The organism is Xanthomonas sp. LMC-A-07 (assembly GCF_030208825.1).
Classification (GTDB): Bacteria; Pseudomonadota; Gammaproteobacteria; order Xanthomonadales; family Xanthomonadaceae; genus Xanthomonas; species Xanthomonas campestris.
In genome coordinates this window covers 393,875-408,938 of record NZ_JARVTF010000011.1, presented here as the reverse complement: position 1 = coordinate 408,938, position 15,064 = coordinate 393,875, and the positions used below count along the sequence as shown (strand labels likewise).

At 64.7% G+C, this 15,064-nt stretch carries 12 protein-coding genes and 1 other RNA gene; 8 read left to right on the top strand and 5 right to left on the bottom strand.

Features of this window, described 5'->3' with window-relative positions:
• The first annotated feature begins 85 nt into the window (after positions 1–85).
• The 3 genes from QRM89_RS13290 to QRM89_RS13280 are packed head-to-tail and all read left to right on the top strand — an operon-like array spanning position 86 to position 3,420.
• Positions 86–844 carry a SapC family protein gene (locus QRM89_RS13290; protein ID WP_285448215.1) on the top strand — a complete coding sequence of 253 codons (759 nt, stop codon included), beginning with the start codon at positions 86–88 and terminating at the stop codon, positions 842–844.
• Between the two features lie 10 nt (positions 845–854).
• Positions 855–1,886 carry a cupin-like domain-containing protein gene (locus tag QRM89_RS13285; protein ID WP_285448214.1) on the top strand — a complete coding sequence of 344 codons (1,032 nt, stop codon included), beginning with the start codon at positions 855–857 and terminating at the stop codon, positions 1,884–1,886.
• A gap of 37 nt (positions 1,887–1,923) precedes the next feature.
• Complete coding sequence (locus tag QRM89_RS13280; protein WP_285448213.1) at positions 1,924–3,420, top strand: tryptophan halogenase family protein; 1,497 nt, start codon at positions 1,924–1,926, stop codon at positions 3,418–3,420.
• Positions 3,421–4,089: 669 nt separating this feature from the next.
• Here the strand turns inward: QRM89_RS13280 and QRM89_RS13275 are convergent.
• The gene (locus QRM89_RS13275) at positions 4,090–4,422 is read right to left on the bottom strand and encodes a hypothetical protein (RefSeq protein WP_228419369.1); all 333 of its coding nucleotides are present in this window, start codon (positions 4,420–4,422) and stop codon (positions 4,090–4,092) included.
• A 323-nt stretch (positions 4,423–4,745) separates the two neighbouring features.
• Between QRM89_RS13275 and QRM89_RS13270 the strand changes: the two genes are divergently transcribed.
• Positions 4,746–4,982 (top strand): KGG domain-containing protein, encoded by a 237-nt coding sequence (locus QRM89_RS13270; RefSeq protein WP_012437768.1) that lies wholly within the window; start codon positions 4,746–4,748, stop codon positions 4,980–4,982.
• Between the two features lie 172 nt (positions 4,983–5,154).
• On the opposite strand, the gene QRM89_RS13265 is transcribed toward QRM89_RS13270, so the two are convergent.
• On the bottom strand, positions 5,155–5,415 hold the full coding sequence (locus tag QRM89_RS13265) for a hypothetical protein (protein WP_274394257.1): 261 nt from the start codon (positions 5,413–5,415) through the stop codon (positions 5,155–5,157).
• Positions 5,416–5,676: 261 nt separating this feature from the next.
• Here QRM89_RS13265 and QRM89_RS13260 point away from each other — a divergent pair, with 261 nt between their 5' ends.
• Complete coding sequence (locus tag QRM89_RS13260; protein WP_285448212.1) at positions 5,677–6,708, top strand: chemotaxis protein CheB; 1,032 nt, start codon at positions 5,677–5,679, stop codon at positions 6,706–6,708.
• Positions 6,709–6,888: 180 nt separating this feature from the next.
• Here QRM89_RS13260 and QRM89_RS13255 read toward each other — a convergent pair whose 3' ends face one another.
• Both QRM89_RS13255 and QRM89_RS13250 read right to left on the bottom strand, forming a co-directional pair.
• Positions 6,889–8,286: a trypsin-like peptidase domain-containing protein gene (locus QRM89_RS13255; RefSeq protein WP_139327973.1), complete on the bottom strand. Its 1,398-nt coding sequence runs from the start codon at positions 8,284–8,286 to the stop codon at positions 6,889–6,891.
• A 510-nt stretch (positions 8,287–8,796) separates the two neighbouring features.
• Positions 8,797–10,176 carry an APC family permease gene (locus QRM89_RS13250; RefSeq protein WP_228418888.1) on the bottom strand — a complete coding sequence of 460 codons (1,380 nt, stop codon included), beginning with the start codon at positions 10,174–10,176 and terminating at the stop codon, positions 8,797–8,799.
• Between the two features lie 190 nt (positions 10,177–10,366).
• On the opposite strand from QRM89_RS13250, the gene QRM89_RS13245 reads away from it, so the two are divergent.
• Positions 10,367–11,131 carry a LuxR family transcriptional regulator gene (locus QRM89_RS13245; RefSeq protein WP_014508487.1) on the top strand — a complete coding sequence of 255 codons (765 nt, stop codon included), beginning with the start codon at positions 10,367–10,369 and terminating at the stop codon, positions 11,129–11,131.
• Between the two features lie 439 nt (positions 11,132–11,570).
• The gene (locus QRM89_RS13240; protein WP_115530840.1) at positions 11,571–12,512 is read left to right on the top strand and encodes a proline iminopeptidase-family hydrolase; all 942 of its coding nucleotides are present in this window, start codon (positions 11,571–11,573) and stop codon (positions 12,510–12,512) included.
• A gap of 97 nt (positions 12,513–12,609) precedes the next feature.
• Here QRM89_RS13240 and QRM89_RS13235 read toward each other — a convergent pair.
• Positions 12,610–12,683: non-coding RNA, sX9 sRNA (locus QRM89_RS13235), on the bottom strand.
• A gap of 1,040 nt (positions 12,684–13,723) precedes the next feature.
• Between QRM89_RS13235 and QRM89_RS13230 the strand changes: the two genes are divergently transcribed.
• A complete protein-coding gene (locus tag QRM89_RS13230; RefSeq protein WP_285448211.1) occupies positions 13,724–14,785 on the top strand; it encodes a pectate lyase in 1,062 nt (353 codons plus the stop codon).
• Positions 14,786–15,064 lie beyond the last annotated feature (279 nt).

The window sequence follows — 15,064 nt, the reverse complement described above, 5'->3', positions numbered from 1 at the left end:
GTAGCAGACGCTTGATGCAGCGGCCGCTCCACCGCCGCCTTGCAGCGGAGAGGGCCGGGCAGGCCACTTACCCGCCGGAGTTTCGATGACGCGATACGCAGTGCTCAACAATGTGGCGCATCACGATGTGCGCGTCATCCTGCAGTTCGGGGCGCAGTTTGGCGATGCGGTTGGCCTGGTGCCGGCCTTCGTCACCGAATTTGCCGAGTTGCAACGCGAATACCCGCTGTTCTTTCGCAAGGATCCCGCCAGCGGCGCGTACCAGGCTGTGGCGGTGCTGGGCTTTGCGCACGACGAGAACCTCTTCCTGCAGGACCAGCGCTGGAATGCCAGCTACCTGCCGGGAATCATTGCCAAAGGGCCATTTTTGATCGGCTTCCAGGAGCAGCGCATCGATGGCGCGCCGGTGCAGGAGCCGGTGATCCATGTCGACCTGGAGCATCCGCGCCTGAGCCGCACGGACGGTGAGCCGGTGTTCTTGCCACAGGGCGGCCATAGCCCGTATCTGCAGCACATCATCGATGTGTTGCGCGGTATTCGTGATGGCATGGATGCCGGGCAGCCGATGTGCGCGGCCTTCGATGCGCTCGGCTTGATCCAGCCGGTGCGGCTGGACATCACGCTGGACGCCAACCACGCCGCGCATCTGGACGGGCTGTATGCCATCGACCGCGAACGCCTGGCAGCACTCGATGCGCCTGCACTGCATCAGCTGCATCAGGCCGGCTACCTGGAGGGTGCCTTCCTGATGCTGGCCTCGCAGCACAATCTGCGCCGCTTGATGGCCGAAAAACAGCGTCGTCTGCAGCAGGCCACCACCACACCCGCCGCCGCGCACGCGTGAGCCCACGCAGATGACCACGCCGTTCGACGCCATGGCACCAATCGCCGAGCGCAGCGATTGCACGGCCGATGCGCTGCCGCTGGCCGCGCTCTGTGCCGCAGCGGAGCCGGTGGTGTTGCGCGGGGTGGCACGCGACTGGCAGCTGGTGCAGGCCGGCCAGCGCGGCGATGCCGAGGCAATGGCTGTGTTGCGCAGGTTCGACCGTGCGCAGTCGCTGCAATATTCGTATGGCGGCCCGGAGATTGCCGGGCGCCCGTTCTACACCGACGACGGCACCGACCTCAACTTCGAAGTGCGCTGTGGCAGCTTGGGCAGCGTGCTGGAGGCGATTGAAGCGCATCGCAACGATGCGCAGCCGCCCACCTATTACCTGGCCTCGCTGCCGGTCGATGACTACCTGCCCGGGCTGCGCTCGGGCAACGATCTGGACATGCGCGCCAGCGGCAGCAATGTGCAGCCGAGCATCTGGGTCGGCAACCGCGTGGTCGCCTCGTGCCATTACGACGTGCCGAATAATCTCGCCTGCTGCGCGGTGGGGCAGCGGCGCTTCACGCTGTTTCCGCCAGAGCAGATTACCAACCTATATCCCGGACCGTTGGAGCCGACGCCGGGCGGGCAGGTAGTGAGCATGGTGGACCTGGCCGCGCCCGATCTGCAGCGCTATCCGCGCTTTGCGCAGGCGTTGCCGCATGCGCGCACCGCCGTGTTGCAGCCGGGCGATGCGGTGTTCATTCCCAGCATGTGGTGGCACCACGTGATGGCGCTACAGCCCTTCAACGTGCTGATCAATTACTGGTGGGGCAGCATGCCCGCGCACGTGCCCGCACCGATGCCGGCGCTGTATCACGCGCTGTGGTCCATCCGCGACCGGCCCGCCGCGGAAAAAGCCGCCTGGCGCGCGGTGTTCGATTACTACGTGTTCGGTCCGGCCGAGCAGGCCGGCGCGCATCTGCCCGAGGCCGCGCGGCAGGTGCTGGGCACCATCGACCCGGCGCTCGCACGGCAATTGCGCGCACTGCTGATCGCCCGGCTCAATCGCTGATCAGGTTTACCTTCCACCCTTCTTCGAGGAACGCGCAGTGACGCAGGCACGCATTCGCAAGGTTGTCATTGCCGGCGGTGGCACCGCCGGGTGGGTTGCCGCCGCTGCGCTGGCGCATCAGTTTCGCGGGCTGCTGGAGATCGTGCTGGTGGAATCCGAGCAGATCGGCACGATTGGCGTGGGCGAGTCCACCGTGCCGCCGATCCGCGCGTTTCATCGCTTCCTGCAGATCGACGAGCAGGAATTCCTGCGTGCGGTGGCCGGCACCTTCAAGCTGGCCATTTCCTTCGAAGACTGGCAAGGCCAGGGTGATCGCTACATCCACCCGTTTGGCAGCACCGGGCAGGGCACGCTGGTGTGCGCGTTCCATCACTTCTGGCTGGAGGCGCAGCGGCGTGGCATGCACAGCGGCTTCAATGAGTACTGCCTGGAAGCGCAGGCCGCGCGTGCGGACCGCTTCGCGGTGCTGCAGCAGCCGGCGGTGAACTATGCCTACCATCTGGATGCCGGCCTGTATGCGCGCTTCCTGCGCACCCACGCGCAGCGCTATGGCGCCACCCGCATCGAGGGCAAGATCCAGCAGGTGCGCCAGCATGCCGACAGTGGCTTTGTCGAGGCGCTGGTGCTGGAAGACGGGCAGGTGGTCGAGGGCGACCTGTTCATCGACTGCACCGGTTTTCGCGGGCTGCTGATCGAGCAAACCCTGCACACCGGCTATGAAGACTGGAGCCATTGGCTGCCCTGCGACCGTGCAGTTGCGGTGCAGACCGAATCGGTGGAGCCGCCGGTGCCGTATACACGCGCCATTGCGCATGCGGCCGGCTGGCGCTGGCAGATTCCGCTGCAGCATCGCGTGGGCAACGGGCTGGTCTACGCACGGGCGCACCTCTCCGACGATGAAGCCAGCGCCATGCTGTTGGCAGCGGTGCAAGGCACGCCACGGCGCGACCCGATGCTGGTGCCATTCGTCACCGGCCGCCGGCTGCAGACCTGGAACAAGAACGTGGTGGCGCTGGGCCTGGCGAGCGGTTTCGTGGAGCCACTGGAATCCACCAGCATCCATCTGGCGATCGTGGCGGTGATGCGCCTGATCACGCTGTTCCCCGCCGATGGCATCGCGCAACCGCAGGTGGACCTGTTCAACCGCATCAGCCGGGCCGAGGCCGAGCACGTGCGCGATTTCGTGATCCTGCATTACCACGCCACCCAGCGCGAGGAGGCGCTGTGGCGGCAATGCCGCGCGATGGAATTGCCGGAATCGCTGCAGCTGCGCCTGCGTGCATGGCGCGAGGGCGCGCACGCCTGGCAGGACGGCGACGAACTGTTCCGTGTCGATTCCTGGACGCATGTGCTGCTCGGCCAGGGCATTACGCCCGCGCAACATCATCCGTTGACGCGCGCCTTGCCCGACCAGCATCTGCAGCAGTTGCTGGATGGCATCCGCCAGCCACTGCAGCACGTGGTGGCACAGCTGCCGACCCAGCAGGCGTTTATCGACAGCTACTGCAAGGTGGATCAAAGCACCTGGGGCTGACGCACAGTTGGGTCGTTACGCTGTAAAGCCGTCACGCAGCGGAGCGGCCAGCCAGCGCCGCTGTCGCTGTTTCGGTTATTCGCTTAGGCAGCGTTGCAGGTCATCGCGTGCAGCGGCCAACTGCGCACCGATGGTGGCGGGTGCTCAGCATCGATGCCGCCAGCAGGGCGGGCTCGGTGAGCCTGGGGAGCGCCAGCGCGCAGTCGCTGACCCCTTCGGTGAAGCCGGGTGGCAGCAGCTGTAGGTGCACCCGCAGTTCCGTTGCGGTGGTGTCGGTGCCGATAGGCCCCTCTGGCGCACCACGATGCCGGTCACGGCGTAATCGCCGCCGTGCGTGAATAGCTGCGGTGCCGCGACATGCAGCAACGCACCCTGGACGGGACGCGCCGGCACAACGCCCGCTGCACGCAGCTGATCCAGGGCCTGCAACGGAACGCGCGCTTGCACATAGTCATAGCAGCGAGTGCTGACGTGTTGTCACGGCGTGGCCGTGGCCTGACCAGCACGACGAAGGCACGTCTACTCGCGCTGCCACCGCGTGCGTTCAACGCGCACGCAGTGAATTTGAACGTTCGGGAATCACGATCGCTTGACCAAGCTTTTCATCTAACGAGTGGCAGGTGGTGCAACACCGATCAAGGCTGTCGCAGTCGCGTCTACTCGGGATGCTCAACGCAGGCGTTGCACAAACTCGCTCAGCGGCGCCGACCGATAGAAGGCCATGCACTGCGCAAAGATCCGGTTGTACGGCCCACGCCGCTGCTCGTCCTTCATCGGGACCTCGGCGCGGTGGAAGTCGGCCGTCTGTTTTGCGACGAACTCGTGCAAGCGTGCAGTGGCCCCGGCCCGTGCGTTGTCGAGCGCGTAAGTGGTGGTCAGGAACGAGCGGTCGCGCAACTGGTCTTCGGCATATTTGCCTGCGCGTTGGTAATTGGCATCCAGGCACAGCTGCAGGGCATAGGCCTTGACGTCCTCGCTGTTGGCGGGCTTGGCTGCGGCCATGGCCGGCGCAACGGTTGCGCCCAAGACCAGCACCAGCGTGGCAACGGCAGAGGAAGGGGAAGAGTGGCGCATACGCGTCCTTGGCTGAGCGGGGCCAACAGTGTGCATGATCGGCGCGCGCACGTGGTGCGCGCAGGTTGTTGCACGCGTGTGCAGTCTGGCCGGAACACAACACCGCGTTAGCACGCCGCGATGGTGCCGCCCGTGCGCGGCAGCCTCGTCCATGTGCTCGTGGCATCGGCTGGACGTGGGTTTAATCGGCCCGGATCAACACTACGCCTACGGTATTTCTGCCGTGTTCCACACAGTTGAGGAGTACACCAATGGCTGATCAAAACACCAGCAACCGTGGTTTCGCATCGATGGACGAAGACAAGCAGCGCGAGATTGCGAGCAAGGGCGGCAAGGCCGCACATGCCAGCGGCAATGCACATGAGTTCGACTCCGAAGAAGCCAGGGAAGCCGGCCGCAAGGGCGGTGAATCGGTGAGCCAGGACCGCGAACACATGGCCGACATCGGCCGCAAGGGTGGCGAGAACAGCGGCGGCGGCAACCGCTGAGTCGCCACTGCTGGCGGCGGCACGGGTGGGGCTACCCCGTGCCGCCGATGGGTGAGGACGCGCTGCCTCGGCAGCGCAACCAAGCAGAAAACAAGGGGATGCTCCGGGGTCTTGGCTGCTTCGCCAGCCGCCACAGACCGCATCACCCCTCAGTGACGAATCGCGCCGCGCTTCAGCTCTGCACGATGATCGGTACCGCGTAACGCAGCATGCCAGGGCGATAGGTGCGCGTGCCAAGCGTGCGCAGTGCCATGATTTCGCTGCATAGCGCAGTGCGTACCTCGCGCGCGGTCATGCCGCTGATCTCCAGTGTGCTGATCAAGGCGGCGAAGCCGTCCCAGAAGGCGCTTTCGTTTGCACGATGCAGCTCGCTCAAACGCCAGAGCTCGGCAAGCGCGTGTGCCAGGTCGCGACATCCCGTTGTGTCCGTCATGCCGGCTCTCGCGCGGAATGGAGCGCTGAGCCTAGCACCGCCGCCGATCGGCGCCGATACCGAAGTGCGCCTGCGGGCCCGCCACCACACATTCAGATGCCAAGTGTGTGCTCCGTGCTGCATGAGGTCGCTGCCCGCTGCCCGCTGCCCGCTTCACCGATGCGAAGAGACCGTCTTCTTTCGTCGCCGTTTACACGGCTCTACGCACTGTGCCAACACGACTCACGCGATGGTGAAACTGGCTCATCACTGGAGTAGCCCATGGTCGACAACGACCTGCACCCCCAGCAGCACCGCGATGTCATCGTGATCGGTGGATCGGCTGGCGCCAGCGAGGCGTTGCGGCGCCTGTTGAGTGCGCTGCCAGCGCAGACGCCTGCCGCCATCCTGGTGGTGCTGCACATGTCGGCGCATGGTCACGGCATCATGCGCACGGTCAGTGCCGGTGCCAACGGCATTACCGTGGTCGAGGCCGCCGATGGCATGCGCATCGAACCGCACACGCTCTATGTCGCGGTGGCCGACCGTCACCTGATGGTGGCCGACGGACGAATCGTGCTGGGCACCGGCCCGCGCGAAAACATGTCACGGCCGTCGATCGACGCCTTGTTCCGCTCGGCCGCGGTGGCCTTCGGGCCCAGAACGGTGGGGGTGCTGCTATCGGGGATGCTCAACGATGGCACCGCAGGTCTTGACGCGATTCACGCCTGCGGCGGCACGGTACTGGTGCAGGATCCTGGCGAGGCGGTGGCCAGCGACATGCCGCTGAGTGCGCTGCAGCGCGTGCCTGCCGATGCCGTTCGCAGCAGCGCCGAGTTGGGCGGCCTGATTGCGGAACTGGCGCAGACAGCGGCAGGGCCGGCGCGGGTGATCACCGATGCCTTGCGTCTGGAAGTGGCGATCGCACGCGGTGCATTGACCACGACCGACGACACCGCGCGGATCGCCACGCCGGTTGCGATGAGTTGCCCGGCATGTGGCGGCGTGCTGTCGCAAATATCGGAGAGTTCTGTGCTGCGGTTCCGCTGCCAGGTCGGGCATGCCTACACAGGCGAGAGTCTGTTGTCGGCTACAGAAGGTTCGGTGGACGAGGCGCTGCGCATTGCCTTGCGCATCATCGACGAGCGGGCCACCTTGGTGGCGCGGATGGCCGATTCCAACACCCGTGTGCAACCGAATACCGCAGCGATGTACCGCCATCGCGCGGACGAATACCGCGGCTATGCAGATACCTTGCGCAAGGCGTTGCTGCGCAAATCGCCGCTCGCTGCGGCGGTGGAACCCTCAGAGTGAGCCCGCATCAGCGGTAACACTTGGCTGTCGCGTTGCACGACATGCCTAACAACCACTTATGCATCGCCTGGCAAGACACCGAGCCACGCAAAGGTGCACGCTTCAGACAAACGCGTGCGCGACCACAAGGATCGCGCGCACGCAGCACTGCTACACAGTCGCTCGACCCTCCATTAGGCCTTACGGGCCCAGGAAGCTGGAGATGGTGGAATACACATCCGAGAACCGCGAGTAATAATCCGGATCGCTCTGCGCGGTGCAGTACGAATACCCACCATACAGGCCGCCCCGCAGCTGGTAGGCGCCACCACTGGCGACGGTGAACAAGGCCGAGCCTGACGAGCCGCCCTCGGTCACACCATCGTTCCAGACCACGCGGTAGAGCGGGGTCTTGCCATCGATGGAGGTGTTCAGCCCTGTGACCGAGCCCAGCGAGTACTTCTTCACGTCGCCAGAGGGGTGATGGATGCCAACGATCGACGTGCCGGTGGCCCCGATGGCTGCGCTATTCCACGCCGCGTAGAACGCGCCGCTGGGCGGTGCGGTCTTGAGCTCCAGCAATGCGGTGTCACGCGTGGTGTTGGCGTGGCGCAGGAACGCACCGCCGGTCAACGTGGTGGCCTGCGCACTGACGGTATTGCCGTTGCAACTGGCCGCATCGTAGAACCAATAGGTCTGCAGCGAATTGGCCACCGTCTGCGTGCTGATGCAGTGTGCGGCGGTCCAAAACAGATTGCGCTTGGGCGTGTTGGTGTTGTTGAGCAAGGTGCCCGTGCACAGGAACGAGCCCTGGCTGGTGGTGAACACCATGCGCGCCACGGCCTTGGACGCACTGGTGAAACCGGCGGTGGGATTGGCGCGGCAAACGACGTCGTTCTGGCAGGAATCGCTCTCGCCAATGGCAATGGTCATCATGTCGCGCGGGCTGGCGGTGGGGCTGATGTCCAGGTGCGACAACTGCGGCACCGACAGGCTGAAGTTCTGCGGGTATTGCCCAGCCGGCAGCGACAGCTCGACCAGCAAGGTGTCGCCGTTGACCGTCGGCGACCAGCCGATGTCACTGCCACTGGTGCTGAAGCTGGTACCGGATTGCTCGAACACGCGGCCATCGTCGCCGGCAAAGCGCAGCGTCACCTTGGACGGATCACCCGGCGTTGCGCCGGCCCCCCGCAGCACGAGCGAGGCGCGCAATGCAGCGGCCTGCGCAGAGCTGAGCGTCAGCGTTGCCACGCGGCCGCCATCGCTGGTCATCTGCCAATCCAGCTTGGACAGATTGACCAGTGGTTGCGTCACCGCGCGCGAGAAACCGATCTGCAATGGCAGCCCGTGCTTGACCTGCGCAATACGACGCTCGCGCACGCGCGCCAGTTCGCTGCTGCCGGGTGCAGCCAATTGCGCAACACGGGTTGGCAGCACGCCACCACGCAAACTGGCCGACTGCAGCTGTGCCGCACCCAACTTGGCGGCTTGCGGCGCCGTGGTCACCGGCGCGGCGTCCATTTCGGTCGGCGGCGCTGCCAGCGCCGTGCCGGAAAGTGCGGAGAACAACGCGAGATACAACGCATTCTTGCGATTCATGGATAGTCCTTCTCGTCAGGGAACGCTGGGCAACGGCGGGGGCCGTGGTCCGCGTGCGCCATCGATGGCGCGTCACGAGCCTAGCGAAAGTTCAACACTGAATATGTGCTGAAAATCTCTTTCATGAAGTGACTTTCACGAAAATGTGCGATTTGGCGCGTTGTATCGATGGTTGCCGCTTCAAACGGCAGTCCTTACCGGTGCTCGGTTGAATGCTTGAGTGCAGCGCGACACACGAACGCATGCAATTGCGCGACGCAACATTGAGCGGCGCCATGCTTTACGACGGCGTAGCGGCATCTGCAGGCGCTGGCGCGCGCGCCGCACTGAGCAGCACGCATGGCGTCATCTGTACGCATTGCGTGCAGCATCCGCATGGAGACGCATGGCGAAGTCCATGCGCTGCATTCAACGCCGAAGATGGGGCGCGACAGTGTTGTGGACTTGCGCTCACCGCGTGTACGCATGCACGCGCACGCCCCACGCGCAGGCACGCACGCGGTACTGAATTTACAACGCGTCAGTAGCGCGGAATTCGGTCGAGCGTCCGCTGAACTTGAGGAAGGCCAACACGGCCAGTCCAACCACCATCCAGGCGCTGCCGCCCAGCTGCGCATGTAGGTCGGCATTGATCAGCACATAGGCCAGGATCACGATGCCGATCACTGGCACCAGCCCGTGCAGCACCTTGCGGCCATGCGCGCGAAAGTGCCAAAGCACCGCCACATGCAGCAGCACGAAGGCCGTAAGCGCGCCCACATTGCATAGCGAGGACAGCAACGCGATCTGCCCGACGAACACTTCCCCCAGCACCATGCTCAGGGCCGCCACCAGCAGGATCGCCCGCTGCGGCACGCCAGTGCGCGGATGGATATAGCGCAGGAACGCGGGCAATTGGCGGTCGCGTGCCATTGCGAACAGTAGCCGCGAGGTGGCCGCCTGCGCCACCAACGAATTGGCGATCGCCGCACTGATGGCCACCGTCAGCGCAATCACAATCTGCATCCACGGCCCGGCAATCAGCCGCCCGATCTCGAAGAACGCATCGTTGGACGCTTGCGCGCTGGGGTAGCGCTGCAACTGCGGCTGCAGCAACGCCGCCAGCCAGGTCTGCAGCACGAACAGGCCGGCCACCAGCACCAACGCCAACAATGTCGCGCGTCCGACCACCCGGTTGCCGCCGCGGGTCTCCTCCGACAGCGTGGAGATCGCATCGAAGCCCAGGAACGACACCACCGCCACCGACAGCGCACTGAAGATCAACTGCGGCGAAAACGCCTGCGGGTTGTAGAACGGGCGCAGGGTCCACTGCGCCCCGTTGACGCCGCGCTGGATGGCCAGTGTCGCCAGCACCACGAACAGCGCCAGCACGATGAGCTGCGCATACAGGAAGAAGCGGTTGGCGCGCGCAGTGGTCTCGATGCCGCGCAGATTGACCACCGTGTTGAGCACCACGAAGAAGGCGATCCACGCCGGTTGCGGCACCTGGGGCAGCACGTTGTGCATGGCGTTGGCGCCGACCACGTAGAGCAGGGTGGGTACCAGTAGATAGTCCAGCAGGATGGCCCAGCCGGCCAGAAATCCCATGCCGCCGCTCAAACCGCGCCCCACATACGCATACACCGAACCGGCCACCGGAAAGGCCTGCGACATCTGCTGGTAGCTCAGTGCGGTGAACAGCATTGCCACGAAGCCCACCAGATAGGTCAGCGGCACCATTCCCGCGCTGATGTCGAACACCCCGCCGAAAATCGAGAACGGCGCGGTCGGCACCATGAATACCAGGCCATAGATCAGCAGGTCCTTCAGGCTGAGCTGCCGCTTGAGTTCCTGGGCGTAGCCGAAGCGTTCCAGCGTGGCCGCGTCGCTGCGGCCTGGGGTGTCGGTCATGCAGATATCCGCTGAGGGGAGGGCCGGGCGGTGCCTGGCGGCGCTGGCGCGCGGCTAGTGCCGTGGGGGCGGGTGTTGCCCGGCATTGTGAACATAAAGCGCCCGGCGAGCCCATCCATTGGTAAAAATGCTAGGTTTTCCATGCTGGATGTCATCCAGTGGCAGTCGCCGGCACCGAAGGACATGCACCATGTTTGACACATTGGCCAGCCTGGGCCGCGATCTCCAGGCCCGCGAGACGCTCAATGCCTGCCTGGACCGGGTGTTTCGCGATGTCTGTGCGCTGGGATTCCAGTCGCTGGTGTACGACTACGCCCCGGTGCCGCTGAGCATGGAGGGCGCGTTGATCACCCCCTCGGTGTTCCTGCAGCGCAATGCGCCCGACGACATGCACAACGTCTGGTGCGAACACGGCTATTACCAGAACGACCCGGTGCAGCAGCGCGCCACCCGCCGCACCACGCCGTTCGTATGGTCGTACCGCACCGAAGGCCGCACCGAGGGCGTGGAATACGTGGGCGACCAGCACCGGCAGGTCACCCGCTACTTGTGCGACAGCGATATGGGCACCGGTGTCACCGTGCCACTGCACCTGCCCGGCGGCGCGTTTGCGACCTTCAGCGCGGCAGTCAACGCCACCCAGGCCGAGGCTCCGCGCTTGGCCGAAGCCCAGCTGCCGCCATTCCTACTGCTGGCGCACGCCTTTCAGGCACGCGCGCAGGAGTTGCTCGATCCGCAGGAGCGCCGCTGCCACCACATCGCCTTGACCCGCCGCGAGCGCGAATGCCTGCAGTACTCGGCCAAGGGCATGACTGCCAAGAGCATTGCCGCCACGCTCAACCGCTCCACGGCCACCGTGAACCTGCATCTGAATTCGGCCGCCCGCAAACTGGGCGCACGCAATCGCGTGGAAGCGGTGGTGCGCGGCATGCATTACCGGCTGCTGGAATTGTAGGAAGACTCGGTTGGTCGGGTTTGTCGGCCGCGTAGTTGGCGCGGGCGTGGTTGTTCATGTTCGGGGAGCGCTGGCAGACCGGTGTTCGCATGCCGACCTCAGCGCACATCGCACACACGCCGGTGTCGCAATTCGCGCGTTTCGCGATTGCCGACCGGTGTCATCGCACTTAACGTGGATGCTGACGACACACGGTCTCCATCGCCAGTTGAAACAATCCGTGGTGAATGCGATTGGTGCAGGCAATCAGTGCAACTGACCAAGCACGCACCAACCTATTTGGCCCAGGCACCAAGGGCGCGGGCATTCGCAGCGCAGACGGCGTCCGCGGATCTGTTATGCCCCTATATGCATGGCTAACCTGGCAAATTTGCCAGTTATCCCGACCCGCTGCGCTGGGTAGGCTCGCCGCTCTCATTGCCGTAAGTGGGCGCAGGTCATGCAGTGCACCGAGGGTTTCGTCGAATTTCGCGGCTATCGCACCTGGTACCGCATCACCGGCGACCTGCACAGCGATGCGTGCCCGCTGATCGTGCTGCATGGCGGCCCGGGCTGCACGCACGACTACGTCGACAGCTTTACCGATCTGGCCGGCAGCGGCCGCGCGGTCATTCACTACGACCAATTGGGCAACGGGCATTCCACCCATCTGCCCAATGCCGACCCCAGCTTCTGGACGGTCGGACTGTTCCTGGATGAGCTGCACGCGCTGATCAGCCATCTCGGACTGGCCCAATACGCGCTGCTGGGCCAGTCGTGGGGCGGCATGCTGGCCGCCGAACACGCGGTGCGCCGCCCTGCAGGACTGCGCGCACTGGTCATCGCCAACTCGCCCGCGTCGATGGGCTTGTGGCGGGCCGCCGCGCTGCGCCTGCGCGCGCGCCTGCCCGAACCGGTACAGGCCGCCCTGGACGAACATGAAGCCGCCGGCACCCTGGATTCGCCCGCCTACCGCGCCGCCACGCAGGCGTTCTACGCACAGCACGTGTGCCGGGTGCTGCCCTGGCCTGCGGAGGTGGCGCGCACCTTTGCCGCGATCGATGCCGATCCCACCGTCTACCACGCGATGAACGGCCCGACCGAATTCCACGTCGTGGGCAGCCTGCGCAACTGGAGCATCATCGAACGCCTGCACCGCATCACCGCGCCGACGCTGGTGCTGTCCGGCAAATACGATGAAGCCACGCCGGAAACCGTGGAGCCTTACGCGCGATTGATTCCGGACGCGCGCTGGCATGTCTTCCCCAACTCCAGCCACATGCCGCATGTGGAAGAGCGCGAGCCCTGCATGCGCCTGGTCGGCAACTTCCTCGACGACCACAGCCCGTGGCCAGGCGGGCAACTGACCCGCACCTCGGCGCTGGCCAATCGCGCCGTCTGAGCGGGGTGTAACGCTGCAGGGCTGCGGGTTGCTGGCCTTGACAGACATGCTGATGCCCGCGCGGTTCCGCAGACTGGTGCGCTTGAGCACTTTGAGCGGCTCACAAAACGTAGCGAGCAGTCGTCAGGTGAGTGCGGACGGCGCGGAGGAACCGGAGTGTGTGGGGTACGTGCCGATTTCGCCGGCCGCGCTCGCCTGGCGGCTGCGCAGCCGTTTTGATAGCCGCTCTTAGCCCGACGCCATCAGTTACCGAGCCACACCAGCGTCTTGCGCGCGCGTGGCAGCGTGTTCATGGCCACGCACACGACACCGGAATGATGGGCAGCTCTGCGTTGGTTCCTCCATGCACGTTGCGGTGTTGAGCCATGCGCGCCTTCGGCCCGTCTTGATGGCCGCCGCCGGTCCGGCCGGCCAAGCCCACACCGTCGTGCCGAGCATGCGTACATATCGTGCTGCGGCCTTGTCTGGTAGTGCTGCGCACTACGTTGCACTGCATCCCCCACAACTGTGCGGAGCACTTGCCGCCGCGCTCGATAGCAACGACCGAGGCGTGTGATCGCGCCACTCGTGCATGCTCAGCCGTAGTTGCTTTCGCTTGGCCGACTCAGTCGATCATCGCGTGCGCAGCATTGACCCATGCGCCATTCGTAAGACTCTGGGCGAACGCGCCGCTGCTGCCGTCGCGCATCTGCAAGCTGTATCAATGATCGGTTTGCAAGAGCTTGCAGAAACGCAACGCCACGGATGCTCCAGCGGCGATGCACGCGCGCGTGATTGATGCGGCAGCCGCGCATTAGGCCTGAACTTCCCGCCAAACTGATCCGCTGATCATCAGCGTGATGTGGCTGCGTGGTGATCAAGCGCGGCCGTGGCGCGTCGCGTTGAAGTGTTGCTCGCTTCGCTGCATTGCCGCGCGGCGCGCTGCATCGCGCAGTAGCGCATGCGCAACGGCATGCCATCGCAGCATGCAGCAATCGCACGCACAAGACATGTTGCAGCGCAGTGGCACGGTGTCCTGTCTCCGCTGTCCATTGCTGTCTCTTTTGCGTGTCTCTCTGCGCGAATGCCGCGGTCTGTCAAATTTTCATAACTGGATAATTGTTTTCTGTTTCAAGACGCGCGAAGAATGCACGCCCCCACGCACCGCGTTGCCGTCGTCATGCACTCGCTGACGCCCTGCAGCGTTTTCGAATTTCATTGGGAGAGGCTGCATGATTAGCAAAACGCTTCAGGGCGCACTCGCGCTTGCACTGTCTGTTTGCGCTGCGGGCGCGATCGCAGGTCCGGTCGGCTACGGTGCCGCCACCACCGGCGGCGGCAACAAGGTTCCGGTGAATGTGGCCACGTTCGAGGCGATGCAGTCGGCCATCGACAGCTACTCCGGCAGCGGCGGCCTGGTGCTGAACTACACCGGCAAGTTCGACTTCGGCACCATCAAGGACGTCTGCGCGCAGTGGAAGCTGCCCGCCAAGACCGTGCAGATCAAGAACAAGAGCGATGTCACCATCAAGGGTGCCAACGGCTCGGCTGCCAACTTCGGCATTCGCGTGGTGGGCAATGCGCACAACGTGATCATCCAGAACATGACCATCGGTCTGTTGCAGGGCGGCGAAGATGCCGATTCGATTTCGCTGGAAGGCAACTCCAGTGGCGAGCCGTCCAAGATCTGGGTCGACCACAACACGGTATTCGCCTCGCTCACCAAGTGCTCCGGCGCCGGTGATGCCTCCTTCGATGGCGGCATCGACATGAAGAAGGGCGTGCATCACGTCACCGTGTCCTACAACTATGTCTACAACTACCAGAAGGTGGCGTTGAACGGTTACAGCGACAGCGACACCAAGAACTCGGCCGCGCGTACCACCTACCACCACAACCGCTTCGAGAACGTGGAATCGCGCGTGCCGCTGCAGCGCCGTGGCTTGAGCCACATCTACAACAACTACTTCAACAACGTCACCACCTCCGGCATCAATGTACGCATGGGTGGCATTGCCAAGATCGAGTCCAATTACTTCGAGAACATCAAGAACCCGGTGACCTCGCGCGACAGCAGCGAGATCGGCTACTGGGACCTGATCAACAACTACGTCGGCAGCGGTATCACCTGGGGCACGCCCGACGGCAGCAAGCCCTACGCCAATGCCACCAACTGGATCAGCACCAAGGTGTTCCCCGAATCGCTGGGCTACATCTACACGGTCACGCCGGCCGCGCAGGTCAAGGCCAAGGTGATCGCCACCGCAGGGGCGGGCAAGAACCTGGCCGAATAAGGGCGCGGCGCCACCCTGTATGACTGAAACCCCGGCCTTGGTCGGGGTTTCTTTTTCAAGCGGTTCGCCAAGCGAAGTGCCCGTTGCACCCACCGGCATCGCTGGGCCTGCGAGGCGCTAACCGAGGGCGATGCGTTGCGGGCGAGGAGGGACGAGGACGACGCGCGGTGCTCACCGCATGGCGCGCGGCCTGTTCGGTCGCCGCCTGCCAGGTGCGTGGTTCAGCATGTCATGCGTGTCCGTGGCGATGTCCGCACTGCTGCAGCAAGGAGCGCACGG